This is a genomic window from Pseudarthrobacter sp. S6, from assembly GCF_050156575.1.
GTDB lineage: Bacteria > Actinomycetota > Actinomycetes > Actinomycetales > Micrococcaceae > Arthrobacter.
The window spans coordinates 1,051,984-1,076,118 of the sequence record NZ_CP189581.1 but is presented as its reverse complement, the minus strand read 5'-3'; the positions used below and the strand labels follow the sequence as shown (position 1 = coordinate 1,076,118).

Below are 24,135 nucleotides of genomic sequence, written 5' to 3'. Positions count from 1 at the left end.
ACACTAGGGACAGAGGCATAGCCATGACTGGTAACCCGTTGTGAGGTGGGCAGTGGTCCAAAAATATTCGATGGTCAAAGTGGCACATTCTGGTTCGGCGGGGGTGAAACGGTCACATGGCTTCACCCGGGCAGATTTCACCGTCGTGCTGCTGGCTTTTGCCCTCGAGCTCGCCAGCTTTTTTCCGGCTACCTCCGGCTCGCTCTCGGGAGTCCTGGCCGTGGCGGCTTTTGTTTACGTGGCGGGCGGATTCATCCCGCTCCTTTGGAGGCACCGCGCCCCCATAATGGTTTTCACCGGGCTCTTGCTGCATCAGGCGATCTTCGTAGTCCTCGTCACTCCGAACTATTTCAACTTCTCGGAGATTTACCGCGTCCCTTACATGCCAATAACGACTGTCCTGGTGGCGCTGGCAGCAGTGGCATCCGATATGTCGCTGCGGCAGTCCCTGACAGCATGGATTACCGCAATTGCCCTTCCTGTCCTTGTTACTTCACCCGGCAGGCCCTTTGATGAGGATCTGTGGTTCATCGGTACCGGAGCCGTGTGGCTGGGAGGATCCTGGGCATTCGGCCGTTTTGTGGCGCGAAACCGTCTCCGCATCAGCTCGCTGGAAGAGGAGCGACGCAGGGCTGAAGCCGCCATCGTCCAGGAACGTGCCCACATCGCCGCGGAACTGCACGACATCGTCTCCCACGCCGTCACCGTGATGATGCTGCACGCAGCCGGTGCACGCAAAGTAATAGATACCGATCCCGAACGTGCCGCCCAGGCTCTGGACGTGATCGAGTCCGTTGGCACTGAGGCGGCGCAGGAACTTGCCCGCCTTCTGAGACTGCTGAAGCCACACGGTGGGACGGCGGACGAAGAACAGCAAAGCCCGCTGCCGACGCTTAACGACATTCATGGGCTGATAGAGCCTGTCCGTTCAGCGGGAGTGCAGGTGGACATGAAGGCATCCGGGGAGGTTGGAAAGCTTGACCCGAGCGTAAGCCACGCTGCGTACCGCGTGGTGCAGGAGTCGCTGACGAACATCTCCAAGCACGCCGGATCAGGAACGAACGCGCTCATCGATCTTCGGTGGGAACCCCGTACTCTGACCCTCAACATTTCCGACGACGGAGGCGGCAGGCCCGAGAACCATCTTGACGGTACTTCGGGCTATGGACTTCTGGGGCTCAAGGAGAGAGTGGAAGTCGCCGGGGGAAGCATCGAATGGGGGCCCAGGAACCGGGGGTTCTTCCTGAGCGCCCGCCTCCCCTCGTCGCCTTAGGGAGTTTCCCGAGGATGTGGACGTTTTCTACGTTCTGACGTTCGCCCTCACGATCATCGGGCTCAAATACCCTGCCTACGACGCCGCCGTGAGGGCATTTACAAAGGACTTCAAGACGCCTGCGCCGCGCCTCTGCTTCGGCGCCGGCATCGAGACCAGTATCAGATTCGGGGTTGGCCATCTTGGGCACAATCCTGCAAAGTCCGTCCGGCCCGCATGCCGCGCCGTCCGTACCCAGCCAGCGGCCGCCGTCGGAATTTACGACGGCGGCCCGCCGGCTGGGTGCCAGACTCCCTATTGTCCCGGGCGCCTATTGTCCTGGGGCCCGGTAGGACGGCGTCTTCTTGGCTGCTTCGTCGAGGTCTTCCACCGACAGGAGCGGCTTCAGGCGGACGTTGACGTTCCCCGTCGAATTGATGAGCAGCGACAGTGCTGCGGCACTAGCATCGTCCGGCGCCTCAAAAACGCCGAGGACGTCGTAGTAGCCAAAGGCGTAGTAGAAGCTTTCCAGCGTTCCCCCTACGGAGCTGAGGGCCTCCTTCAAAGCCTCGCGCCGCTTGGTGCCGCCTTCCTGCATGAGCCCCTTGATTCCCTGGCCCACGTACGTCGCTTCAAACAGATACTTCGGCATGGTCTTTCCTTCCCTGGATCCCTGTCCCGGTATTCCGCGGCCATCCGGAAGGCATCCGCGGACCCCGGGTACGTTTGATACAGGATGACGTCCGCACAGAATCCTCCTCACCTGGCTCCATGGCCGTGCAGGAGCGGCCCAGATCTTGCCCCTTATTCCGTGGAAACGGGGTGAATGACCCCGCTACCGCCGACGCTATTCCTCGGGCTCCAGGCCGTCAATACACGGGGATACCACTCCGGGCCCGAACCTCGTCCCTGGCATCGGCGAGAGAACAGCATCGGAGCGTTCCACCTGTGGAGCGCGCGTTGCGGGGAAGCCTGTGACTATCGGCTGACAAGCCGCCACAGGGACGTGACCTCGGCGGCGCGCGCCTCGAACAGAGGATCGTCGCGGTCCGATGCCTTCGAGTGCGTTGGCTTGGTGCCGAGCCGGTCCAACACCTTCAGCCCAGCCGCCTCGATGGCGGCCAGCAGATCCTCACGCGAGCGCAGGCCCAGGTGCTCGGCCAGGTCGGAAAGGACAAGCCAGCCCTCACCGCCGGGCTCCAGATGGTCGGAGAGTTCGTTCAGGAAGCGGAACAGCATCCTGCTGCCGGGGTCGTAGACGGCGCTGTCCAGGGACGAATGCGGCGTGGCCGGAATCCAGGGCGGGTTGCACACAACGAGCGGCGCCCGTCCGGGCGGGAACATGTCGGTCAGGACGGCCTCAGCGCGGTCCTGGACACCGAGGTTCCGGAAATTCTCACCGGCGCAGGCAATGGCACGCGGTTCATTGTCCGTGGCCACCACGCGGTGGACACCACGGCGCGCGAGGACGGCAGCGAGCACCCCGGTGCCGGTTCCGACGTCGAACGCCAGCGTGTCAGAGGGCAGTGGCGCGGCGGCCACGAGATCCACATATTCACTCCGGGTGGGGAAGAACGTGCCATAGTGCGGGTGGATGCGGTCCTGCAGGGCATCGACGTAGACGCCGTTCCGCCGCCACTCGTGGGCGCCAATGGCCCCGACCAGCTCATGCAGGGACACAACGGAAGATTCGCCGATATCGCCGTACGCTTCAGCGGCGGCCTCCCGGATATCCGGTGCGCGGCGCAGCGGCGCCACCGGGCCCGGATCAAGAGGAATCAGCAGCAGGCCGAGCATGCGTGCACGATGCGAGCGGGACTGGCGGTGCCGATAGAACTTCTCGGCCGGAGTTCCTGCGATCTTCTTTCCGGCGCCGACCCGCCGGTCCATGGCGTTAAGGATCTGACGTGCGTTATAGAAGTCACCGTGCCAGAGCATCGCGATCCCCTGTGACGCCATCCGGTTCGCCTCATCGGCTGTGAGGGAATCGGTGACCACTTCGACGCGCGTCGGCACCGGTCTGCCGTTCGCCGAACGCCATCGCGCGGTCATGCTCTCACCAGCCTCGACCCAGGTCACGACGGCGGGATCATCCGCCGCAGCCGTGCCCGCCGTCTGGAGGGCCGACGTCGGGATTCCCCGGGAAGCTGGTGTGCCAGTACTGATAAGAGGTCCGTTCCAAGGTTCCGGACCGTCATCCGGTCACGAACTGAGCTTGGTCGATGGCCGCTGGAGCCCTTCAACCTACATTTCAGGATACAGGGGTGCCGTGGCCGGATTTCGTCCGGCACCCCGTCAGCCCTCGGTGTCACCAACCGCGACGTGGACCTCGTTGGTGACGGCAGTTCCGTGCTCCACTGTCCGTGACACAGTGCAGTACTTCTCATGCGAGAGGTCCACCAGCCGCTCCACCATGCCGGCGGCCTTCTGCCCCTCAGCCGTATCGGGAAAGCCCAGGTTGAAGGACAGGTGCAGGCCCTCCACCCGGCTCGCACCGTCCTCAACCACCTTGTGGCCGGTCGCCGAGACGTGGAAGGACGTGGGCTCGGCGCTCCGTGCCGTCACCGTGTCCACGTCGATGGCCGAACATCCGGCGATCGCCGCCAGCAGCAGCTCCACCGGGCTCAGCAGGCCTTCGCCGTGGCCGAATTCAAGTTCCGCGCCCGCGGCATTGCGCGCCACGTAACGGGCAGTTGCCGTCCGGGTCAGCTCGACGGAACGCAGCGTGGGATCGTTGTTTTCGCTCATTGGACCATGATGCCACCAGCAGGCAGCGGTGCATCATGGACATGGCCCGCGGACGCCGCTTTGCCCCGTGCGCTGGCGAAAGTTCCGGTTCGGACCGGGCCGCCCTCCTAGGCAAGCATCCCGGTCTGCTGGGCTTGGTCCCTGCGCGGTGTCCTGCCCACGGGTTTCATCTCGGCGGCGAACCGCAGGGCATCCTCGAAGCTGACCCCGTCCATTCGCTTCACCAGGCGCTTGGCCTGCCGGAGCACGCGGGCCTGGCGGCCGGGCGCGTCCACGGCCAGGGCATCAAGGACGGTGTTCAGGCGTTCCAGAGACTGCCCGCCGATACGTTCCGCCCCGTCCGCCAGCCAGGTGCCGGCGTCGTGCACCAGCCCGTTCAGTGCCTCCTGCACGTCCGGGCGCTGCTCCGCCACCATGGCCAGGGCTGGGCTAGCCGCGGCGAATTCCGCCCACCACGCACCCAGGCCCGGAGACTCACGGAACGCACCGTCCCGGAAGACCCGCATCGCGTCGAAGCTTTTGGCTCGGGACTCCTCCTGCCGGGCCTCGCTGCCGGCGCTGAACGAGAACAGCCTCTCGAGGTGGCAGTCCAGCTGCGGGAAGCCGCGGAACACCCCGCTGATCTCCCAATCCCCGTCCCCGGATTCATCCCCCGACCACCGCCGGTTGATCGCGATCACCGGTGTGGCCACCAGCTTATCGCTAGTGGTGGTGAACGCTTCGGTGCCGATCCCGTCGTCATTGTTCCCGAACGTCCCGTACCAGATCAGCTCCCAACCGGACATGGCGTTCTTGACTGCCGCCTTGACCGACGTGGCGGCCGAGGCCTTCACCACCTCGATCTGGTCCTTGATCTCCTGTGGTGTAGGCGCCGCCAGCGCGTGTTGGAAACTCGCGGCCACCTTGACCACAGCCAGCTGGACAGCATCCACAAACGCCGAGTACCCCGTGTTGGCCAGGGAGTCCGGCCAGCCGTCCTCCTCCATCAGGGACACCACCACGCCGGCGATGGCGGGGATATCATCCGCGCCGAGCAAGGCACGCAGCCCGGCATCGTTGACAGGGATGGGTTTCAGCTTGGTGGACCAGAGCCCGACGGCGTCCGGCACCGCCACATCGTCCCCGGCGTCCACGTCCGTGTTGCCCAGGTTCCCGTGGCTTCCGTTGCTGGACACGATGGTGGGTGAGCCGATCAGCCCGGACCCGGCCTCGACGGCGAAGTTGTCCCCATCCACCTTGAAGAACACGGTCCAGATATAGGGCTCCGCATTTCCCCACCCATCGCCCTCGTCATGGCAATGTACATTCCGCAGCACCGTTTCCAAATTCAGTGTGGCGCGCATGGAATTACTTCGAACCCTCGTCATCATGCGTGGAATGCTCTTTTTCATCCGGTAACGGCCGGTGCACCGGCCTGCGGATTTGGCGGCGGGCCCTGGATTGAATCCGCGGCGCTTCCGCCGTAACGGTCAGCCCCGAAACGGCCGACGCGGCGCAGCGCCCCGACGAACTCAATTTGCTGGTAAAACACATTCTTCCCGGGCCATACTGGGTACTGCCCCAGATATTGAAGGAAAACGCCCACCAACTGTAAAGAATTCCGTTTTCGCACCCTTTCAGATGGCTGGCCAGCCCGTAGCCGGTTTCCTCGACCCAACTGAAGTCGTAGCACCACTTGGTCACCTTGCGCGTGCACGTATCGAACCACTCCCAGGGCCACGGCCCGGGACACCAATAACGTTCCGTTACCACTACTTGCTGCGGCATGACCGCCTCCTGACACTCCGCCGGCCGCACTTGCGGGCAGGCCGGCATCCCGGCATGGCGCCGGGGAAACACGATACTTAGGACCGGCTCCGCTTCCGGAACCGGGGCAGGCGCAAAAGCCTGTTAAGGAAAGCTGCTCGCTGTTCACAGCCGCTGCACGGCGGGATTCCGGCAAAGTTTGTCAGGTCTTTAACCGCATCGCCCAGCCCGATACTCTCCCCATTACTTATCCAAAAAGGAATTATTCGCCGGTCCTGCCAGTGGCGTGATCGCGCAGGCCATTCCCGAAATTGATTTTGGGTCATAGCAAATCCCTTTTGAATGTCACCAGCAGGGCCTCATGCCTTTCCGGCTGCCACTGCCTACAATTCAATATCATCCTCGCCGCAGTGCCGCGCGTCAATGGTTTCTGGGTAATACTAAAGTCGTTGGATACAATGTCGGCGTGGCGAAGCTTAGTCCATCTGTTCAGCCTGAACTTTGCTGCGCACCTATGCGGGGGCAATGCCGGTCGTTTCATGAGCGTTGGACTCCTGCACATCCTGAATAACCTCGTTGTGCCTCAGGAACCACGGCTTGATCGGCGGATCAAAGCGCGCAAACCGTGGCGCCCCCACGGCCGTCAGCCCGGCCAGGGTCAGCGCGGCCTGCAGCCCCGTGTTTCGGCGCGCAAAGGCCGCGCCGGTGCCGCTGCCCGGGAAGCGAACAGCTGCGGCAAGTGAACCCGGAACGGTGCGGATCCGAACGTCGGGGTTCGTCGGAGCCGGAGCTGTCTCAGCCGTCAATCCGGCAGGGAGCACAAAGGCGATCACAAAGTCGGCCTGCGCATCGCTGCCGGGCATCGGACCGGTCTGCAGCACCGGTGCGGTCATCGCCAGTTTCTGCGACGGGCCGCTCTCCTGGATGACCGGAGCCGTCATTGCCAGCTTCTGTTGGGCTGTGTTGCTGCCGCTGATGTAATTGAACAAGTGCCGGAAGGCAGCATTGCCGGCGCGGTCGAAGGTGGTGTTGACGTGCACCTCGGCGACAACGTGCGCGGGATACCGGCGCAACTCGAAGTGCGGGTAGCTGTTGACCAGCTCGTGGGGTTGCTGTTCTGTCATGGTCCTCCAGACCCTACGCCCGTCCGGCACGGGCGGCCAGACACTGTGCCACACCTACACCCCGGGTTTCCGCTTCCACGCCGCTGCCAACGCCAGCACCACGGCGCCCAGCCCCAGCATCACCAGGACCATCAGTCCCCAGTTCGCCTGGTTCACGCCTGGCCCGTACAGCACCCCGATCAGCACCGTCGCCGTGATGGCGCCAAGGTAGCGGGAGGTCTGGAAAATGCCGGCTGCCACTCCCCTCTCCTCCGGCCGGGCCGACACGTACAGGCCCTGGTTCGATGCCGTGCTTACCACCCCGTACGGCACCCCCATCAACGCGGTCAGCCCAAACACCAAGGGCGGCCACAGGGACAGCGTCAACGCCCCCAGCCCGCCGGAGGCAACCAGCAGGATCAGCACACCGCCGATCAGCACCGCACGCACACCGAACCGCTCAATCAGCCGTACCGTCACCGGGGTGACCAGCACGGACATCGCCGCCAGGGGAAACATCAGCAGACCCACCAGCCCGGCGTCGTAATGCCCCGCCTCCTGCAGCAGCTGCGGCAGGCCGAAGAACGCAAAGTAGTAGACGCCGCTGAAGACGACGAACACCAGATACACCAGCAGCAGCGGCCGGTTCCGGCCCAGCAGCCGCAAGTCCAGGAAGGGTGGGCGGAAGCGCAGCTCGCGCCACGCGAACAGCGCGGCAATGACCGTCGCGGCACCCAGGAGCCACCAGCGGTATCCCGGCATCACGTTCAGCAGCGCCATCATCGCGAGCATCAGCGAGGCCACGAAGGCCAGGATGCCGGGGATGTCGGAGTCGCGGATCAGGGTTGAGAGCTTCCCGCTCTCGCGACCGGAATCGGCCGGCGCCGCCCGGTGCACCACAACCAGCGCCAGCAGCGCGAGCGGCACGTTGACGGCGAACAGCGCCTGCCAGCCCAGCAGGCTCACCAGCAAACCGCCGACGACGGGTCCCACCGCTGCCGCCGACGTGTTTGCCATCTGGATCCGGCCCAGCGGGCGGGTGGACGGCAGCTCCGCCAGCCGGCTCAGTTCGGTGACCATCACGACGGCGGACGGGTACGCCGTCGCCGTCCCCACCGCCATGAGCGCGCGGGCCACGCAGACCAGCGCGAAGTTGGGCGCGAACGGCGCCAGTGCGCACGTCACGGCCACCAGGGCCATCCCGAAGGTAAACAGGCGGCGCGGCCCGAAGCGGTCCGCAAGCCGGCCCATCAGCGGCTGACCGGCCGCCGATGCGAGGTAGAACGAGGTGATCACCCAGGTGACGGTGGCGACGTCGAGCGCGAAATCCTCCCGCAGGACCACCAGCGCGACGGCGATCATGGAGGAGTTCAGCGGGTTCAGGGCGGTACCGAGGCTGAGCGCAGCGATCGCAAGGCCAGGACGGGGTTTGTTCGTCACGCCCCTAAGTCTGGCGCATGGTTGCCTTGGGGCACGGACCTACTCAGGGGCGTTACTTCAGTCCCCAGTGAGCCCTGGCTTCGCTATTCATGGACAGGCTCTTCTGGATGAAAATCTTGCCTCCTTCAATCTCCCCAACCGGCACATCCTTGCAGACTTGATAGCTTGCCTGACCGCCCTTTTTAAGCGTCGGTACATGCATCGCCCCATTGTTCAAAGAGGCGCCGCACGAGCTGGCAACGTATTGTCGTGCATCTGTGCCTACGAAGGTCGGCGACAGGTCGATCCACGGTGTTCCTTCATCAGCCCCTGCGTAGGTCACTGCAAGGTCGACGAGGACATACCTTCCTTCCGGGGGGGGTCGTTAAACATGTTGTTGGAAACGACCTCTTCGGTGGCGTTGAGCTTCACACCAAGAACCGCAACTTGATACTCGTTTCCGGTTCCGGCGCTACGTGAAGGGACGATTCCCGCGCCCATCGAAGCTCAGAGACAATGGACAGCATGACCCTCACAACCTTCGCTCTCATCCGCCATGGCCAGACCGACTGGAATGCACAGCGCCGGCTGCAGGGATCCACCGATATTCCCCTCAACGACGTCTGCCGCGGCCAGGCCCGGGAAGCCGTCAACGCCCTCTCCTGCTATGAATGGGACGCCGTCGTGTCCTCGCCGCTGAGCCGTGCCGCGGAAACTGCTGACCTGATTGCCGGCGGGCTGCGGCTCGGCGTCGACCGGCATGTGCCGGAACTCGCCGAGCGCAGCTTTGGCCGAGCGGAAGGACTCCAGGACGGCCCCGAGCTGGAGGCACTGCGCATCCCCGGCGGCTTCCGTGGCGCGGAGAGCGAGGACGAAGCAGCGCTCCGTGGACTCGCGGCGCTGGAAGCCCTGGCCGAGGAGTTCCGCGGCGGCCGCATCCTCGTCGTCGCCCACGGAACGCTCATCCGGCTGAGCCTCAACCGTGCGATCGGGCTTCAGCTGGAGCGCATCGACAACGCTGTGCTCAACCTGGCCCACCACCACCCCGCCGACGGCTGGCAACTCGAATACCTCAATGGCGAGCAGCTGACGGCCGCGGCCATGAGCTGACCGCACAGGGGTCCACTGGACTCCGGGTATCACCTCGCGACACAAACCAACGCGGGGTCACTTCTCGCCCATCCCGGCCATCAGGATGGGCGAAGAGCGACCCCGCGTTGCTGTCAGGCTGGGACAACGGCAGGCGGGGCGGTGAACGTCGGTGTGTTGAAAACCGAGCCACAGTCACAGTCGGTTACTACGGCTGGCCCCACCTAGAATGACGAAAAGCACCTCTGGAACTGCTGGCCCGGGCCATACGGCCGGCTGACCATCCCCTCGCCGTCAAGGCCTGGGCCGAGATGCGGCACCAACGACTGATCCTGCCTTCCGAGAAAGAGCTGAATCAATGAAATTCGCACGTCTGGGTACATCCGGTTCCGAAATCCCCGCCATCGTGAATGGCGAAAAGTACTACTCCCTAGCGTCCTTGACTGCGGATATCAACGCCGACTTCTGGTCGTCCGGCGGGCCCACCCGCGCCGCCGCAGCCCTGGCCGCCGGCGAATTGCCCGAGCTGGAGGCCGACGGCCTCCGGATCGGCGCCCCCATTACTAGGCCCTCCGCGGTGTATGGCATCGGCCTGAACTACGCAGGACACGCCGCCGAGTCCGGCTCCGCTCCCCCTGCCTTCCCCCTTCTTTTCCACAAGGCCCCCAACACCGTCGCAGGGCCCCATGACGCCGTCGCGATTCCCCGCGGCTCCAGCAAAACGGACTGGGAGGTCGAGCTCGGCGTCGTCATCGGTGCGCGTGCTTCCTACCTCGCGAACCCGTCGGAGGCCATCGACCATATCGCCGGTTTCGTCACGGTCAACGATCTGTCCGAGCGCGACTTCCAGCTCGAAGTGTCCGGCGGCCAATGGTCCAAGGGCAAGAACTGCGCCGGGTTCTGCCCCACTGGCCCGTATCTGGTGACCCCGGACGAGGTGGATGCCGGCAACCTGCGGCTGCGCAGCTGGGTCAACGGCGAACCGCGCCAGGACTCCACCACAAGGGACCTGATCTTCGACGTCGCCACCCTCATCCACCACCTCAGCCAGTACCTTGTATTGGAGCCCGGGGATCTGATCTGCACCGGCACCCCGGAAGGGGTGGCGTTGTCAGGGCGCTTCCCGTACCTGAAGTCCGGCGACGTCCTCGAAATTGAAGTGGAAGGCCTCGGGCGCCAACGCCAGGAATTCATCCAGGCCTGAGGAAGGCACGGTCAGAACAGGGAATTGGAAAGCGCTCCTCAGCGCCACCCCCGATGACCTCGACGCCTGGCAGCGCAAGGCGCGGCGACGCCGCCTTCGTCTTCCTGGCCCCGAACAGCTGGCCAAGACCGGGACCGTGGAACGGCTCGCGGCCTTGGACGTCCCGCTGTTCGTGGTGGACGAGGCGCACTGCGTCCCCTCGTGGGGCCGTGGCGGAAGGCAACTTCTGACGCTCGCCAACCGCTAGCCGAACAGCGCCGCCACACGGGTCAGGGTTTCGTAGACCCCGTAGGCCAGCGGCACCCCCACCAGGGCCCATGCCAGGGCCACTCTGCCGGTGGACACTTTGTTGGGCGCCTGCGCGCCGGGGGTGTGTGCAGTGCTCATCTCAGGCCTCCATGGCAGGTGCTTGGGACCGCCCGCGGTCGGGGCGGGATTCGTGGAATCGTGCGTCGACCGGCTTGACCAGCAGGTTGGCTACAAAACCAACCACCAGCAGCGCCACCATGGTCAGCAGCGCCGGCTGATAGGAGGCGGCGTTCAGCTGGCCGGGCTTGCCCTGGGCGTCCAGGAAGGCGTTGACGATCAGCGGCCCGGCAACCCCGGCGGCGGACCAGGCAGTCAGCAGTCGGCCGTGGATGGCACCCACCTGGAAGGTCCCGAAGAGGTCACGCAGGTAGGCGGGGACGGTGGCGAAGCCGCCGCCGTAGAAGGAAATGATGACGAATGCGAGTGCCACGTAGAGAACGGTGGTGCTGGAGCCGGCCAACGCCAGCACCGTGTAGAGCATGGCCCCGACGCCGAGGTACACCATGTAGATGCGCTTGCGGCCCGTGACGTCGGAGGTGGCGGACCACGCGAAGCGCCCGGCCATGTTGCCGATGGAGAGCAGCCCGACGAAGCCGGCGGCGACAGCGGCACTGACCAGGGACACGCCGTCGGACTGGCGGAAGAAGTCCTGGATCATCGGCGCGGCCTGTTCCAGGATCCCGATGCCGGCGGTGACGTTGCAGAACAGGGCAATCCAGACCAACCAGAACTGCCTGGTCTTGATGGCATTTTTGGCGGACACGTTCTCCGTGGTGACCAGCGTGGCGGCCTTGACCTTGGCGGGGTCGAACCCTGCCGGCCGCCAGCCGTCGGCGGGCACCTTAATGGTGAAGGCACCGAACATCATGTAGGCCAGGTAGATGACCGCGAGAGTCAGGAAGAGCTTGCCGACGGAGTCGCCGCTGGCCACCCAGCCCTTGGCATCGGAGTTCGGGTCGTACATCTTCAACAGCGCCGTTGACACCGGGCTGGCGATCAGCGCGCCGCCACCGAAGCCCATGATGGCCATGCCGGTGGCCAGGCCCGGGCGGTCAGGGAACCACTTAATCAGCGTGGACACCGGCGAGATGTAGCCGATGCCCAGGCCGATGCCGCCGATGAAGCCGTAGCCGAGGTAGACCAGCCACAACTGGCCGCTGAAGATGCCGAGCGAACCGATCAGGAAGCCGCTGGCCCAGAACACGGCCGAAGTGAACATCGCCTTGCGCGGGCCGTTCGTGTCCACCCAAGTGCCCATGATCGCGGCCGAGAGGCCCAGCATCACAATGGCGATGGAGAAGATCACGCCGATTTCGGTCAGGCTGGCATCGAAGTGCTTGACCAATGCCGTCTTATACACGCTGGTCGCGTAGGCCTGGCCGATGCAGAGGTGGACCGCCAGCGCCGCGGGCGGTACCAGCCAGCGATTGAATCCCGGCGGGGCAATAGTTCGTTCACGGTCCAGCCAGCTCATATTCTGCTCCCGTTGCTTGTCGAAGACGTCGGTGTCCAACGATCTGGAGGACCAGGACCCTCAAGACGAACCTTCACCTTGGGCAATCATGGTGCAAATCATAAGCAAACGTACTATTATTGCGCCGAGCGGCTAGGTAGAGGCGACGAACGGCAAGTTTAACCAGTCCGGGCGTGCACCTATTCCGGGGTCGCCCGCCTACCCAATTGCCCGGCAATCTTCTCTTCCAGTGCCGCAACCGTTGCCTCGGGCAGGACGATCAGCCCATCCAGCTCCCGACGGGCGCGCCTGTAGGCCGTCTGCCGCTCCGCCGGTGTGGCGGCATTGTCCAGGGCGAGGTTGAGCAGCTTCCTTGCCGTTGCCAGCCGCTGGCGTTCGGGACCCGTGAAATTGCTGTCCTTAATCCGCTTGGCTTCGCGCTCCGCGACGTCGAATGCCAGCTCGAAGCCGTGAACGGCCGTCCGGTACTCAGCCAGCCGGGCCGCCGTCGTAATCTCCTCCGGCTTGGCCGGCCGCAAACCGTCCGCTGCTTTCTTGGCCCGGAGGAATGCGACGGTAAGGGGTTCCCGTACATCCGTCATGAGCGGGAAGTCGATAAGTTTCCCCACGTCAAGCTCATAGTCCAGCCACCGCCGGTTCACGGCGTCGTGCGCTGACATCAAGGCGGCGACCTGGGCCTGGCTGGCTTGTTCGGCCTGCATCGCCTGGTTCTTGAGCTTGTACAGCTCCAGACGGCGACGGTGCCGGCGTTCGCTGGCCTTGGACCACTGCCTTGCCCACCCTCCGGCCATTCCGCTGAGAGGGAAGACGAGCCACCAGTAGTGGCGTAGGAAGTCAAAGAATTGGTCCACGGATTCATCCTCCCACTGCCCCCGCTCCGCCGTACCGAAAAGGCGTGCCGCCGTCGTACTCTCCCGCGGCCCTCGATGGCCCGGCTCAACCCGCCAGTTCGTTCAGGCGGGTCCGGAGGTAGCGCCGTTCGGCGTCGTTCTCCGTGAGGATCAACGCTTCCTCGAAGGCAACCCGTACTTCGCCGGGACGGCTCAGCCGGGTCGTACAGCCCCAGGATCGCCTGCCAGTGAGCGTGGGACCACGTCTCGCTCTCGTCATGGACGGCTGCGATCGCCGCCATGAGGGCGAAGCGGTCCGGGGGCCGCGAGTTCAGCGCCTCACGCAGGAGCACCAGCCCCTTTTCGATGGCCCGCCGGTCCCACTTCGACCGGTCCTGGTTCTCCCTCAGCACAGGTTCTCGGTGTTCATCGAGCTGGGCGTCCCTACCGGCGTCGGTGAGCACAACGAGTGCCAGAAGCCCGGCGACGTCGTGGTCATGGGGAAGCAGGACACGCCACCTGCCTATAGCCGGCGCTGCCGGAACATGGGGAAGGCTTCCCGCACCCTGGCCACCGCTTCAAGCGAGGCGTCCACCGCCCGAACACCTGGTTCGAGTCCGAGATCGGCTTCAATGGCCCCCATAGGATCAACCAGAATACTCCGGCCTACGGAGATGGGCGGCGCTTGGCATACCCCAGCCACGTACACACTGTTCTCGATAGCGCGCGCGGCGTTCAGCGCCAGCCACTGCTCGGTTTTATGGGTGCCCGGCACCCAGGATGAGCAGACGAGCAGGACCTGGGCGCCGGCGTCGGCCAGTTCCCTGGCCAGCTCCGGGAAGCGAAGATCATAGCAGGTCATCAGGCCGAAGCGCGTTCCCCCGTGCTCGAACACCACCGGGCTGGTGGACAGACCCGGCTTGATGAATCGGGATTCCCCGAAGCCCTGGGCGTCGAACAGGTGGATCTTCCGGTAGCAGGCCAGCCGGCTTCCGTCCGGCCCGAACGCCACCAGGGTGTTGTACGCCTTGCCCGGCTCCTCCGAGCGTTCCACCACGCCCGCCACCAGCGCGATGCGGTGGCGGCGGGCAGTGCCGGCCAGTTCCTGGCAGATGGGACCGTCCAGCGGCTCAGCCATCACGGGGAACGTAGCGTCCACCTTCTTCTTCTCGTACGTGGCATATTCCGGGAATGCAACCAGCTCGGCGCCCTCGCGCACGGCCTCGGCGGCGAACCGGTCGATCACGGCGAGGTTGGCCAGGATATCGGTGCCCGACTCCAGCTGCCCGAGCGCTATCCTCACAGTTGTTCCTTCCCTTTGGTCAGGCGGCGGCCCGGCTTAGGCTGCAGCCTCAACCGTTGCCCTCTCCGTGGCCGACATTTCCGGCGGCGCCGCTTTGAAACCACGCGTAATCAGGGCCAGGACCACGACGCCCAGCACCAGCCATGACAGTCCCAGCGTAATCGCGTTACCGTCCAGCTGGGAGAGCAGGTACGCGCAGATGATGGCTCCCACCGCCGGGACCACCACGTAGGACACGGGGTTCAGGTTCTGCCCGGCGCGGCGCTGCCGGACGTAGTGGAACACCACGGAGACGTTGACCAGGGTGAAAGCGGTGAAGGCGCCGAAGTTGATGAACGAGGTCGAGGTGGCCACGTCCAGGAAGATCGCGATCAGGCCGACAATGCCGGTAAGGATCAGGTTCACCACCGGGGTGTGGAACTTCGCGCTGAGCCGGCCGAAGACCGCCTTGGGCAGCACGGAGTCCCGGCCCATGGCGTAGAGCAGGCGCGAGGCGCTGGCCTGCGCGGCGAGGCCGGAGGCGAACTGAGCCACCACTAGGCCGGCGAGGAACACGGCTCCGAAGAGCTGACCGCCGATCTGCAGTGCGATGGAGCTGGCCGCGGAAGCCGAGTCCTCGAACACACCGCCGGGGTGGACCAGCTGGGTCACGTAGGACACGGTCACGAAGATGCCTCCGCCGATCAGGGCGATGAGCATGATGGCGCGCGGCATGTTCTTGCGCGGTTCGATGGTCTCCTCGGTGAGGGTGGTGACGGCGTCGAACCCCAGGAACGAATACGCCGCGATGGCGGCACCGGCGGAGATGGTGGTGAAGCTGGAGGTGTCGTTGAAGAACGGCTGGGTGCTGGCCAGGCCGCCGGCACCGGAGGTGGACACCACGTTGCCGATGGACAGCGCCACAAAGAACACGATCACCAGCAGCTGGAATGCCATCAGCACGTAGTTGGCCTTGTCCGCCACCTTGATGCCCAGGACATTCAGGGCCGTGGTGATGAGGATGAAACCAACGACCCAGCCACCGATGGGGATTTCGGGGAACTGCGCGCTGAGATAGGAGCCGCCGATCAGCCAGATCACCATGGGCAGGAAGAGGTAGTCCAGCAGGATGGCCCAGCCCACCAGGAACCCCACCCTGGGATCGATGGACCGACGGACGTAGGTGTAGGCGGACCCGGCCACCGGGTGTGCGACGGCCATCCGGCCGTAGCTGTGCGCCGTGAACAGCATGGCCACGAGCGCCACCAAATACGCGGACGGTGAGGCCCCGCCGGTGGCTTCGGCGATGATGCCGAAGATCCCCAGGACGATCAGCGGGGTCAAGTACGCGAGGCCGAACAGGACCAGGGAGGGCAGTTTCAGCGTGCGCGTGAGGGTGGGTGTTGTTGTCACGGTGTTTCCTTAGGCGTTGAAGGACTGGGGAGCCCAGGTGGCCGGGGTGATCCGGCCCTGGTAAACGGGCAGTTCAATGGCGTCTTCGCCGTCGCGGAACTGGGACCAGGGGCGGTTGAGGTTTTCAGTTCCATATGTTCTGACATGCTCGACGGCGGCAAGGTCCAGTTCCGCGGTCAGCAGGGCCGGGGCGTCGTCCGGGGCCTCGGCCAGGGTGTTGCCCTCGGGATCGACGATGATACTCCGGCCTGTTCCGGTGGGGCCGGCGCAGTTGACGCTGACCATAAAGACCTGGTTGACGATGGCGTTGGCCTTGGCGAGCACCAGCTCCTGGCGGCGGTCCGGCGTGGTGGTTTTCACGACGTTGAGGATGACTTCGGCGCCCATCCAGGCGAGCTGGCGGGACACCTCGGGGAACCACGCGTCGTAACAGATGTTCAGGCCCACCCTGCCGATGCCGGGCAGGTCCACGGTGGTGAACCTGTCGCCGGGGTCGTAGGGCTCGAACGGGCGCCAGGGAAAGATCTTCCGGTAAAAGCCGGCGAGCTCCCCGCCCGGGGACAGGACCAGCTGGGTGTTGAACAGCTGGCCTTCAGGACCGCGCTCGCAGACGCTGCCCGGGACCAACCAGATGCCCAGGTCCGCGGCGAGCTGCCGCAGTTCCTTGACCCGGGGCCCGTGCAGCGGCTCGGCGGAGTCCTGCAGAGCCTCGGTGCGCTGCCTGTCCGGGTATGAATCGCCGAACAGGTGCAGCTCCGGGAAGACCACCAGCCGGCTGTCCGGTTTGGCGGCCAGGGCTGCTTTGACCTCGTCGGCGAAGGCGGACAGGGGTTCACCAATCAGCCGGGGCGGGGCCTGGGCTGCGATGAGGGGAAGGATGCGCTGCATGGTTGTCTCCATGTTGGGGATGTGATCTGACTTATATTAGATCAGAATGATCTAATTATGGGAAGAGGCAGGTTTGGGCCGTAAAGTAGCGGATATGACCCGTCAGCTGGAGGACACCGCCGAGCCCTCGCCCATCGGCGCCGGCAGGCTGGCCGGCATCGACCGCCGCAGTGCCATCGACGCCGTCCGGCTGCGGATCGGCATGGCCATTTCTCTCGGCCTGCTCAAACCCGGCGAGCGCCTGCCCGACCAGGAGGATGTAGCCCTGGGCCTGTCAGTCAGCCCGATTACCGCGCGCCGCGCGCTTGCGAGCCTGGCGGAACAGGGCGTGGTGGTCCGCCGGCGGGGCCGGGCCGGCGGAACCTTCGTGGCCGACGAGCCTCCACAGAGCGTGTTGGCCGAACTCTCGGCGTCACCTGCGGAGTCCCAGGCCGTGAATAAGCTGGTGGACCGACGGCTGCTTTTTGAATGCGCGGTGACCCACTACGCGGCGGTCAACGCCACGGCCGAACAGCTGGACGAGCTCGAACGGCTGACCCGGGACATGGCTGAGTCCTCGGACTGGTCCGACTATCACCAGGCAGACGAACAGTTCCACCAGCTGGTGGGCACCGCGTCCGGACTGGGTACCGCCGTCGAGGCTTACCACGAGACGCTCACCGAGCTCTACGCCTTCTTCATCCCCTACCCCATCGAGCTGCTGCACAAATCAAACTGCGACCACGCCGCACTGGTGGCAGCCCTGAGGGCCGGCGATATCCAGGAAGCCGTGAACGTCTCACGCAGGCACGTGGACATCCTGCACCGGACGATGTTCATGGGCCTGACGCACGGCGGAGCCACGTCCTCGCCTGATTAAGGCACGACGGCGGCACACCGCCCGGGCGGCCGCCTCACCGCTCCCCCACGCTACTTTTCAGGTCCCTAGTGCGACGCCTTTGCGGCCCCATAGCTGGTACCGAAGGGCAGCGTATCCATGTCCAGCATGGCGTTATCGTCCTGGGTCGCCACCAGTTCCTGAGCAGCTTTGTCCAAATCAACACTGGGCATTGACCCTGGCAGGTGCCGCCGGGCGGATTCCGGCAGAAAGTAAATGGTGACTGCGGCGATGGCCGAGGTGGCCATGAGATAGTACGCGGGGTCGTCGAACGCCATTCGGCTCCCGGGTCTGTTCACGAACGAAATCAGCGCATGCAAGCTGAGTCGAGAGGGAGCGCTATTTCTCGCAGGCCACGCCGTCGCCGTCCCGGTCAAGATGCTTCCCATATCCCGGTGTACCGGCATAGATTGGCGCCGCACCTGCTGCTCGCACAGCTGCGCAGTTCGCGTAAGAGACGGCAGCCGGGGCTGGTGCCTGGACTACGGGTGCTGGCTTTACGGCCGCCTGCTGTGCCGCTGCCTCGGCTGCTTTCTGGGCTGCAACCTGCTGCGCGGCTGCCTGATCTGCCGCAGCCTTCTCAGCTGCAGCCCTGTCCGCCACAACCTTTGCTGCAGCCGCCGCCTCTGGTGCAGCCGCCTCTGCCGCCACCTTGTCGGCGGCGACTTTCTCAGCGGCAGCCTTTTCGGCCGCAACCTTTTCGAGGTTCTTGACGCCGAGGTGCACGGTGGAGCCCTTTGCCACCTGTGCCCCTTCGGTTGGGTCTTGGGATGTCACCTGCCAGTTCTTCTTTGAAATGATCGTCTTGCCGTCGGCGGTGTCCGCAGCCTCAACCTTGAGCCCGAGACCTTCAAGTTGCTCCGTGGCTTTGTCCAAGGTCAGGCTCAGCACCCCTGGAATCGTGACAGCATCTGCAACCACCGCAACAGTGGTTGACGTTGATGACGCCTGCTTACCACTGCATCCCGTCAGCATGAGGCCGGTCAGCACAATTAATGTCAGTGTCTTTTTCATTTTTCCCCCTTGGAAAATTTTTGAAACGGTGGAGTGACTGGCGTGGCTACCTCTCGCAGGCCACACCGTCGGAGTCGCGGTCCAACGCCGCTCTATAGCCGGCCTGTCCGGCATAGATGGGAGCGGCACCGGCGGCCTTGGCGGCCGTGCAGTTGGCGTAGTAGACGGCGGCCGGAGCCGCCGGAACAGGTTCGGGTGCCGGAACAAAAGGCGCGGGAGCAACCGGGGCAGGGGCCGGCACCACGGCCGCCGGGGCAGGAGCGGGAGCTACCGGAGCAGCGGGCACCACCGGTACCGGCTCGGGTGCGGGCGCCGCGACGGCTGGTGCCTGCTCGTTGGTTGGTGCGAGCTGGCCGGAGCAGTCGGCCAGGATTCTGGCCATCGCGTCGTGCTCCGCCTGGGTGACCCACAGGCTGTACGTTGCCTTCACCGAAATCTGGCGCGCTACGTATTCGCACCGGAAGCCCTTGTTCGGAGGCAACCAGGTGGCGGCGTCGCCGTCGCCCTTTTTCATGTTGGTGGGACCGTCCGTGGACTGGAGGTTCAGGGGGTCATTGGCGAAGGCGGTCCGCTGGTCCGTGGTCAGCTGCTGCGCGCCTTTCTGCCAGGCGTCACTGAGGGCAACAACATGGTCGATCTGGACGGCGCTGCTGGTGGCACTCCCCCGCAGGAAGCTGATGGTGGTACCCGTGTAGGGGTCCGCCAGATCTCCGGACTGAACCTTGCAGGGCACGCTGTTGGTGTACGTGATCGCAGAAAGGTCGCGCTTGAGCATGTCGTTCCGCGTGTCGCAGCCGTTGCGGTCGACGTCCGCCCACGCCTGTCCAAAGAGCGCGCGGTCATATCCCGTCTTCGGCGCCCGGCCCTTGACGGGAAGGGTGGCCAGCAGGTCAATCGCCTTGGTAGCAAAGGCGGGCTGCGTCCTCGGAGCCGCAACGCCGTTCGCAACGAGGCTCGGAGTCTCAGGATCGAGCGGGACGCCCGTCGCCTGCGCGGATGGAGCGGACGACGGCGTCGGAGTCACTTTTGCGGATGCGCTCGCTGCTGCAGTTCCTGGCGAGGCATTCGAGTCCGAGGAGGCTGCCTGAAGATCCTCCGCGTTGGTCCGGGGCAACGCGACGGCGCCGGCGATGAAAAGAGCGAAAGAGACCGCCAGGGCGATGCCCCCTGCCTTCCGCTTGGCAGGAAGCCACGCCCAGGAACGACGCCCGGTCACCAGAATGTAGAGGCCGGTAAGGGCTGCCGAGATAGCAAGGAAAACCAGAGCGCCCCCGAGACCGCCGCTGAAAGCACCAATCATCATGAAGAGGGCCGTGATGCCCCCGACGATGTACGTGGAAGCGCGTGGCCTGCGGGGCGGATTAGGCCCGGACACAGGAACAGACGATGCTGACCCGAAAAGGGTCTGATGATTCGACATTATTTCCCCAATAATAAAGGCCCGGCAATTGAGCCCGACCTTCTGTGTTGACACATTGTGTCGATGCCGAGCCTATTTCTTGCTGCGCCCTTGGAACTGACTGTGCGAAGATTTTGAGACAATATTGATTGAGACTTGAGCAAAAATTGATGAAAAATGTCGCAATTTAACATTTCTATCGATTTGGGAGAAACCGATATAGGGTTCTGGATTTTACATTCCGTAGAAGGCCGCCCGTCGGCCCACTCCACGGCAGTGTGACAACAGCTCCAGCAAATATCCGGATACGCTGACGCAACCCTAGACATGTGACCATTCAGTCACCTATTCTTGAACCGTGGACGCCGTATTCAAAGCCCTCGCCGACCCCACCCGCCGGGACCTGCTCGATGAGCTCTTCCGGAATGACGGGCAGACCCTGCACGCACTCGAGGCCCGTTTCGAGATGACCCGCTACGGGGTCATGAAGCACCTCAAACTGCTGGAGGAAGCGGGCCTGGTGGTCACCCGCCGTCGGGGCCGGGAGAAACTCCATTTCCTCAATCCGGTGCCCATCCGCCTGGTCCACGACCGCTGGGTCAGCAAATATGCACAACCATGGGCCGCTGCCCTCAGCGACCTCAAAACCAGATTGGAAAATCCCATGGAAAAGATCTTCGAAATCTACATCAAGACCACCCCGGAACTGCTCTGGGGAGCCATCACGGACAGCGAAATCCGTGGCAAGTACCAGTTCGGGAACACCGTCACGTCTGACTGGACTCCCGGGGGGCGCTTCGAGATGGGCAACCCGAAGGCCGGTGGCCTCCTGGGCGAAGGCGAAAACATCGAAGTCGACCCGCCGCGCAAGCTCGTCCAAACCATGACGGCACTCTGGGGCGAGGACGTCAAGGCCGAGGGCACCTCCCGCATCACCTGGGAGATCGAACCCGTAGGCGACTCCTGTCACCTCACTGTCACTCACGACCAACTCCGCGAAGGCGCGAACGACCAGCTCTACGGCGGCTGGCCCATGATCCTATCGGGCCTCAAAACCTGGCTTGAAAGCGGCGAAAAACTCACCACCCCGGGCTCCCTCATGTACACCTGAGACAAACCGTGGGGAGCCTCACCCAGCCAGGATTACGCCTTTTTGAAGGTGTCCGCGGACTCCTGCACAAAGCGGTGCACCCAGGCCTGAAGGGTGGTGGGCACCACTGCGTAGCGCGTGCTCAGTTCGGTCGCATCGAGCCGTGAGTCGTAGGTCTCCAGCAGTGCGAGAAATCCGCTGAGCAGATCGGGCAGGCCGGGGACCGGTTGCCCCGGGGGAACGGTCTGCACGGGAATCCGCAGCCCGAGTTCGAGCTCGAATGCCGTCACCACATCACGCCAGGAGACGGGCTCCGGGCCGCCGATGACCAGCAGCTGGCCATCCTGCTCCGGATGCTTCACGACGGCCAGCACATACTGTGCCACATCGCGCATTGCCACCAGCGAATGGACCCGCCGCCCCTCCCCCACGAGAGTGACCGCCTGACCCGTCAGTGCCGGCACGCCAACCACCATGACCGGCAACTTATCCATGAAGAGGTTGGGCTGAACAATGGTCCAGGACATTCCGCTGCTGCGAAGCAGCTGCTCGGTCTCGCCTTTGGCGGCCATGAAGGCGATAGGGCTGTCGGGGCTGGCACCCAGGTTGGAGACGAAGACGAAGCGCCGGACGCCGGCGTCGACGGCCGCCTCGATCAGGTTCCGGTTGCCGAGGCGATCCACCGAATCCACGGTGTCGCTGCCTCCGCGGGCGGATGAGTTGGCTGTTGTAACTACCGTGTCGATCCCGGCGCAGGCCGCCAGAAGTGAGGGGGGATCCTTCAGGTCACCGGTCACAGGTTCAGCGCCTGCGCTCACAATGGCGTCGTATGCCGAACGTTCGCGCACCAGGACGCGCACGTGGAACCCCTCATCAAGCAAGGTTTGAGCTATGAGGCCACCCAGTTGTCCGGTGGCCCCCACGACAAGAATCATGATGTTTCCTTCTCTCTGGATCCGCGAGTTTTGCCCACTACCCTGCTCACTGCTGCGTCCACGCCGCCGCCGACGTCCTCCACCGGCTCAAGGTAGAACCTGGCCGCGGAAATGAGCCCGTCAATAATAAAGAAGATGACCACACCCCGCATCAGGAACGGTGCGCCATCGTTTCGTCTCCCGGACATCTCCCACTCTGTCCACAGGGTGTCGCCCTGACCCCCGGTGCTGTGCACCCGTGCGCGGATATCCGGAACCTGGGAAAAGATCTCAGTCCAGTTTCGACGCACTTGATCCCGTCCGCGGAAACCCCGCTGAGGGTGGGCAGGGGTCTCATTGACGTAATCGTCGGCGAAGCATGCCACCAGATCGTCCAGTTTGTGGGCGTTTATTGAGCGAAGCAAGCGCTCCGGCATTTTTCCGGCGGCATCTGCTGTGGTGATCATTCCTACTCCTCGAATGATTCTGATACAGTGCTCTGTATCTGATACTTCAGCATGGAACGAATAATGGCAAACGTCAAGAGCAAACGTCGCTACGACTCCAGCGGCCGGTTGGAACAGGCCCGACGCAACAGGGAAGCCATCCTTCAGGCAGCCGAGCGGCAGTTCCGCGAACTCGGGTACGCGGGCGCCACATTAGCCGCCATGGCCGCAGAGGCCGGCGTTTCAGTGGAGACGGTCTACAAGGCTTTCGGTGGCAAGGCGGGGCTGGTCCGCGCCATCTATGAGCGGGGCCTGGCCGGCTCCGGACCCGTCCCCGCCTACGAGCGCTCCGACGACATGCGCGAACACGAGAGCGATCCAAAGACCGTCATGCGTGAGTGGGGGCTCCTCACGGCCGAAGTAGCTGCACTGGTCACCCCGATCCGGCTGCTAATGCGTTCGGCCGCCATCAACGATCAGGAAATGGCACACCTGCTCGATGAGATCGACAGCGAGCGCCTCAAACGGATGCGGCACCACACCCGGTACCTCAAGGGCCGCGGCTACCTCCGCCAGGACGTTACCGAGGACGAGGCGACCGACATACTCTGGGTCTGCAGCTCAGCGGAACTCTACGAACTGCTGGTGATGAAGCGAGGCTGGTCCCTGCCACGGTTTGCACAGTACGTCACCCGCTTTATGATCGTCTCCCTGCTCCCGGAGCGGCACCAATAAACACTGCTACGGCAGTTCTCCACCGCCTCAGGACACGCGGCGGAATTCCCCGGGCCGGAGTTGGACATGGATGGGCAGCACCAGCTGGATATGGGAGTCGCCGATGGGCTTGTCGAGCAACTCGTTAATGGAGGTCTGCCCTTCCAACTCGCTGTGCTGGTTTTTGCCCATATACCGAGCTTATGTGTGCCACGGCGGGAGTTGATCCTAGGACACGGTGGAGCTACGGCCTCTTGCCGGCGGCAATGCCAGTATGTGGGGATCAGATTCGCTGCAGGTGGCATGATGGGCGAATGAGCCGAGTCACTTGCGATCTGACCATCTCCCTTGACGGCTTCCTTGCCGGACCGAACCAAAGCACCGCGGAGCCCTTGGGCGAGAATGGCGAGTTGCTTCACAGGTGGCAGTTCGAGGAACCTGAGGCCCATGCCGCAGCGATCGAGGGCATCCTCGCTGCCGGCGCTTTCATCATGGGACGGAACATGTTCGCAGGGCCCGGGCCAGCGCCGTGGGATGAGGACTGGCGGGGCTGGTGGGGCGAGGAGCCGCCCTACCACGCACCGGTTTTCGTCCTCACCCATCACCCACGCGAGCCCCTGGAGTTGCAGGGCGGCACCACGTTCAACTTCGTGACCGACGGGATCGAATCGGCGCTTGCCCAGGCTCGGGAGGCCGCCGGCAGCAAGGACGTGGCCATTGCCGGCGGAGCGAAGACCGCCCGGCAATACCTCTCGGCGGGGCTGATGGACGAACTGCGGCTCCACATCTCGCCCCTGATCCTGGGAGCGGGCGAACGGCTGCTCGACGGCGTCGGGAACGTCACGCTTGAGCCGACGGAAGTAAGCGGCACCGGCCTCGTGACGCACGTGCGGTATCGAGTGGTCCGCTGAAAGGCGGCCGCAA

Annotated in this window: 29 protein-coding genes and 1 pseudogene; 8 read left to right on the top strand and 22 right to left on the bottom strand. The window is 64.4% G+C overall.

The genetic code is table 11. The features are described from left to right. The first annotated feature begins 103 nt into the window (after window positions 1-103). Entirely contained in the window at window positions 104-1,273 is a 1,170-nt protein-coding gene (locus ACQCS0_RS05310) for a histidine kinase (protein ID WP_354154097.1), read from the top strand. Between the two features lie 310 nt (window positions 1,274-1,583). Here the strand turns inward: ACQCS0_RS05310 and ACQCS0_RS05305 are convergent, their stop codons facing one another. The 8 genes from ACQCS0_RS05305 to ACQCS0_RS05270 form a co-directional block, all read right to left on the bottom strand. Next, the gene (locus ACQCS0_RS05305; protein WP_354154098.1) at window positions 1,584-1,904 is read right to left on the bottom strand and encodes a GYD domain-containing protein; all 321 of its coding nucleotides are present in this window, start codon (window positions 1,902-1,904) and stop codon (window positions 1,584-1,586) included. 326 nt (window positions 1,905-2,230) lie between these two features. Further along, complete coding sequence (locus ACQCS0_RS05300) at window positions 2,231-3,304, bottom strand: class I SAM-dependent methyltransferase (RefSeq protein ID WP_354154099.1); 1,074 nt, start codon at window positions 3,302-3,304, stop codon at window positions 2,231-2,233. Between the two features lie 243 nt (window positions 3,305-3,547). Next, on the bottom strand, window positions 3,548-4,000 hold the full coding sequence (locus ACQCS0_RS05295) for an OsmC family protein (RefSeq protein ID WP_354154100.1): 453 nt from the start codon (window positions 3,998-4,000) through the stop codon (window positions 3,548-3,550). 107 nt (window positions 4,001-4,107) lie between these two features. Further along, a complete protein-coding gene (locus ACQCS0_RS05290; protein ID WP_354154101.1) occupies window positions 4,108-5,343 on the bottom strand; it encodes a hypothetical protein in 1,236 nt (411 codons plus the stop codon). A gap of 4 nt (window positions 5,344-5,347) precedes the next feature. Then, complete coding sequence (locus ACQCS0_RS05285) at window positions 5,348-5,767, bottom strand: hypothetical protein (protein WP_354154102.1); 420 nt, start codon at window positions 5,765-5,767, stop codon at window positions 5,348-5,350. A 491-nt stretch (window positions 5,768-6,258) separates the two neighbouring features. Next, a complete protein-coding gene (locus ACQCS0_RS05280) occupies window positions 6,259-6,870 on the bottom strand; it encodes a heme-binding protein (RefSeq protein WP_354154103.1) in 612 nt (203 codons plus the stop codon). A 54-nt stretch (window positions 6,871-6,924) separates the two neighbouring features. Continuing rightward, window positions 6,925-8,289: an MFS transporter gene (locus tag ACQCS0_RS05275; protein WP_354154104.1), complete on the bottom strand. Its 1,365-nt coding sequence runs from the start codon at window positions 8,287-8,289 to the stop codon at window positions 6,925-6,927. Between the two features lie 52 nt (window positions 8,290-8,341). Then, entirely contained in the window at window positions 8,342-8,611 is a 270-nt protein-coding gene (locus ACQCS0_RS05270) for a hypothetical protein (protein ID WP_354222609.1), read from the bottom strand. A 182-nt stretch (window positions 8,612-8,793) separates the two neighbouring features. Between ACQCS0_RS05270 and ACQCS0_RS05265 the strand changes: the two genes are divergently transcribed. The 3 genes from ACQCS0_RS05265 (at window position 8,794) to ACQCS0_RS05255 (ending at window position 10,808) form a co-directional block, all read left to right on the top strand. Continuing rightward, window positions 8,794-9,378: a histidine phosphatase family protein gene (locus ACQCS0_RS05265; RefSeq protein WP_354154106.1), complete on the top strand. Its 585-nt coding sequence runs from the start codon at window positions 8,794-8,796 to the stop codon at window positions 9,376-9,378. A 337-nt stretch (window positions 9,379-9,715) separates the two neighbouring features. Continuing rightward, on the top strand, window positions 9,716-10,561 hold the full coding sequence (locus ACQCS0_RS05260; protein ID WP_354154107.1) for a fumarylacetoacetate hydrolase family protein: 846 nt from the start codon (window positions 9,716-9,718) through the stop codon (window positions 10,559-10,561). Beyond that, window positions 10,512-10,808, top strand: coding sequence for a hypothetical protein (locus ACQCS0_RS05255; RefSeq protein WP_354165630.1), 297 nt, complete (start codon window positions 10,512-10,514; stop codon window positions 10,806-10,808). The genes ACQCS0_RS05260 and ACQCS0_RS05255 overlap by 50 nt, the downstream gene beginning before the upstream one ends. Here ACQCS0_RS05255 and ACQCS0_RS05250 read toward each other — a convergent pair. The 8 genes and pseudogenes from ACQCS0_RS05250 to ACQCS0_RS05215 form a co-directional block, all read right to left on the bottom strand. Continuing rightward, a complete protein-coding gene (locus tag ACQCS0_RS05250; protein ID WP_354154108.1) occupies window positions 10,805-10,948 on the bottom strand; it encodes an MFS transporter small subunit in 144 nt (47 codons plus the stop codon). The genes ACQCS0_RS05255 and ACQCS0_RS05250 overlap by 4 nt on opposite strands. 1 nt (window position 10,949) lies before the next feature. Further along, window positions 10,950-12,344 carry an OFA family MFS transporter gene (locus tag ACQCS0_RS05245; protein WP_354154109.1) on the bottom strand — a complete coding sequence of 465 codons (1,395 nt, stop codon included), beginning with the start codon at window positions 12,342-12,344 and terminating at the stop codon, window positions 10,950-10,952. Window positions 12,345-12,523: 179 nt separating this feature from the next. Continuing rightward, window positions 12,524-13,195, bottom strand: a complete 672-nt coding sequence (locus ACQCS0_RS05240; RefSeq protein ID WP_354154110.1) for a hypothetical protein — start codon at window positions 13,193-13,195, stop codon at window positions 12,524-12,526. An 85-nt stretch (window positions 13,196-13,280) separates the two neighbouring features. Beyond that, window positions 13,281-13,454 (bottom strand): hypothetical protein, encoded by a 174-nt coding sequence (locus ACQCS0_RS05235; RefSeq protein ID WP_354154227.1) that lies wholly within the window; start codon window positions 13,452-13,454, stop codon window positions 13,281-13,283. A 115-nt stretch (window positions 13,455-13,569) separates the two neighbouring features. Beyond that, window positions 13,570-13,638 (bottom strand): annotated as a pseudogene (locus tag ACQCS0_RS05230) (hypothetical protein); the annotation flags it as partial. 59 nt (window positions 13,639-13,697) lie between these two features. Next, window positions 13,698-14,477, bottom strand: a complete 780-nt coding sequence (locus tag ACQCS0_RS05225) for a carbon-nitrogen hydrolase family protein (RefSeq protein ID WP_354154111.1) — start codon at window positions 14,475-14,477, stop codon at window positions 13,698-13,700. Window positions 14,478-14,513: 36 nt separating this feature from the next. Then, window positions 14,514-15,869 carry an APC family permease gene (locus ACQCS0_RS05220; RefSeq protein ID WP_354154112.1) on the bottom strand — a complete coding sequence of 452 codons (1,356 nt, stop codon included), beginning with the start codon at window positions 15,867-15,869 and terminating at the stop codon, window positions 14,514-14,516. A gap of 9 nt (window positions 15,870-15,878) precedes the next feature. Next, the gene (locus ACQCS0_RS05215; protein ID WP_354154113.1) at window positions 15,879-16,757 is read right to left on the bottom strand and encodes a carbon-nitrogen hydrolase family protein; all 879 of its coding nucleotides are present in this window, start codon (window positions 16,755-16,757) and stop codon (window positions 15,879-15,881) included. A 94-nt stretch (window positions 16,758-16,851) separates the two neighbouring features. Between ACQCS0_RS05215 and ACQCS0_RS05210 the strand changes: the two genes are divergently transcribed. Continuing rightward, on the top strand, window positions 16,852-17,616 hold the full coding sequence (locus ACQCS0_RS05210) for an FCD domain-containing protein (protein WP_354154114.1): 765 nt from the start codon (window positions 16,852-16,854) through the stop codon (window positions 17,614-17,616). Window positions 17,617-17,681: 65 nt separating this feature from the next. Here the strand turns inward: ACQCS0_RS05210 and ACQCS0_RS05205 are convergent, their stop codons facing one another. The 3 genes from ACQCS0_RS05205 to ACQCS0_RS05195 form a co-directional block, all read right to left on the bottom strand. Further along, on the bottom strand, window positions 17,682-17,912 hold the full coding sequence (locus tag ACQCS0_RS05205; RefSeq protein ID WP_426940046.1) for a hypothetical protein: 231 nt from the start codon (window positions 17,910-17,912) through the stop codon (window positions 17,682-17,684). A 61-nt stretch (window positions 17,913-17,973) separates the two neighbouring features. Beyond that, a complete protein-coding gene (locus ACQCS0_RS05200; RefSeq protein WP_354154115.1) occupies window positions 17,974-18,648 on the bottom strand; it encodes an excalibur calcium-binding domain-containing protein in 675 nt (224 codons plus the stop codon). 46 nt (window positions 18,649-18,694) lie between these two features. Continuing rightward, window positions 18,695-20,023, bottom strand: coding sequence for a GmrSD restriction endonuclease domain-containing protein (locus ACQCS0_RS05195; protein ID WP_426940045.1), 1,329 nt, complete (start codon window positions 20,021-20,023; stop codon window positions 18,695-18,697). Window positions 20,024-20,405: 382 nt separating this feature from the next. Here ACQCS0_RS05195 and ACQCS0_RS05190 point away from each other — a divergent pair, with 382 nt between their 5' ends. Next, window positions 20,406-21,158, top strand: a complete 753-nt coding sequence (locus tag ACQCS0_RS05190) for a metalloregulator ArsR/SmtB family transcription factor (protein WP_354154117.1) — start codon at window positions 20,406-20,408, stop codon at window positions 21,156-21,158. A 32-nt stretch (window positions 21,159-21,190) separates the two neighbouring features. Here ACQCS0_RS05190 and ACQCS0_RS05185 read toward each other — a convergent pair whose 3' ends face one another. Together ACQCS0_RS05185 and ACQCS0_RS05180 are read right to left on the bottom strand one after the other, a co-directional pair. Beyond that, complete coding sequence (locus ACQCS0_RS05185; RefSeq protein ID WP_354154118.1) at window positions 21,191-22,072, bottom strand: SDR family oxidoreductase; 882 nt, start codon at window positions 22,070-22,072, stop codon at window positions 21,191-21,193. Continuing rightward, window positions 22,069-22,518, bottom strand: coding sequence for a nuclear transport factor 2 family protein (locus ACQCS0_RS05180; protein WP_354154119.1), 450 nt, complete (start codon window positions 22,516-22,518; stop codon window positions 22,069-22,071). The genes ACQCS0_RS05185 and ACQCS0_RS05180 overlap by 4 nt, the downstream gene beginning before the upstream one ends. A 63-nt stretch (window positions 22,519-22,581) precedes the next feature. Between ACQCS0_RS05180 and ACQCS0_RS05175 the strand changes: the two genes are divergently transcribed. Further along, on the top strand, window positions 22,582-23,232 hold the full coding sequence (locus ACQCS0_RS05175) for a TetR/AcrR family transcriptional regulator (protein WP_354154120.1): 651 nt from the start codon (window positions 22,582-22,584) through the stop codon (window positions 23,230-23,232). A 27-nt stretch (window positions 23,233-23,259) separates the two neighbouring features. On the opposite strand, the gene ACQCS0_RS05170 is transcribed toward ACQCS0_RS05175, so the two are convergent. Next, the gene (locus ACQCS0_RS05170) at window positions 23,260-23,403 is read right to left on the bottom strand and encodes a hypothetical protein (protein WP_282331639.1); all 144 of its coding nucleotides are present in this window, start codon (window positions 23,401-23,403) and stop codon (window positions 23,260-23,262) included. 122 nt (window positions 23,404-23,525) lie between these two features. On the opposite strand from ACQCS0_RS05170, the gene ACQCS0_RS05165 reads away from it, so the two are divergent. Continuing rightward, window positions 23,526-24,122 (top strand): dihydrofolate reductase family protein, encoded by a 597-nt coding sequence (locus ACQCS0_RS05165; protein ID WP_354154121.1) that lies wholly within the window; start codon window positions 23,526-23,528, stop codon window positions 24,120-24,122. Window positions 24,123-24,135: the final 13 nt, after the last annotated feature.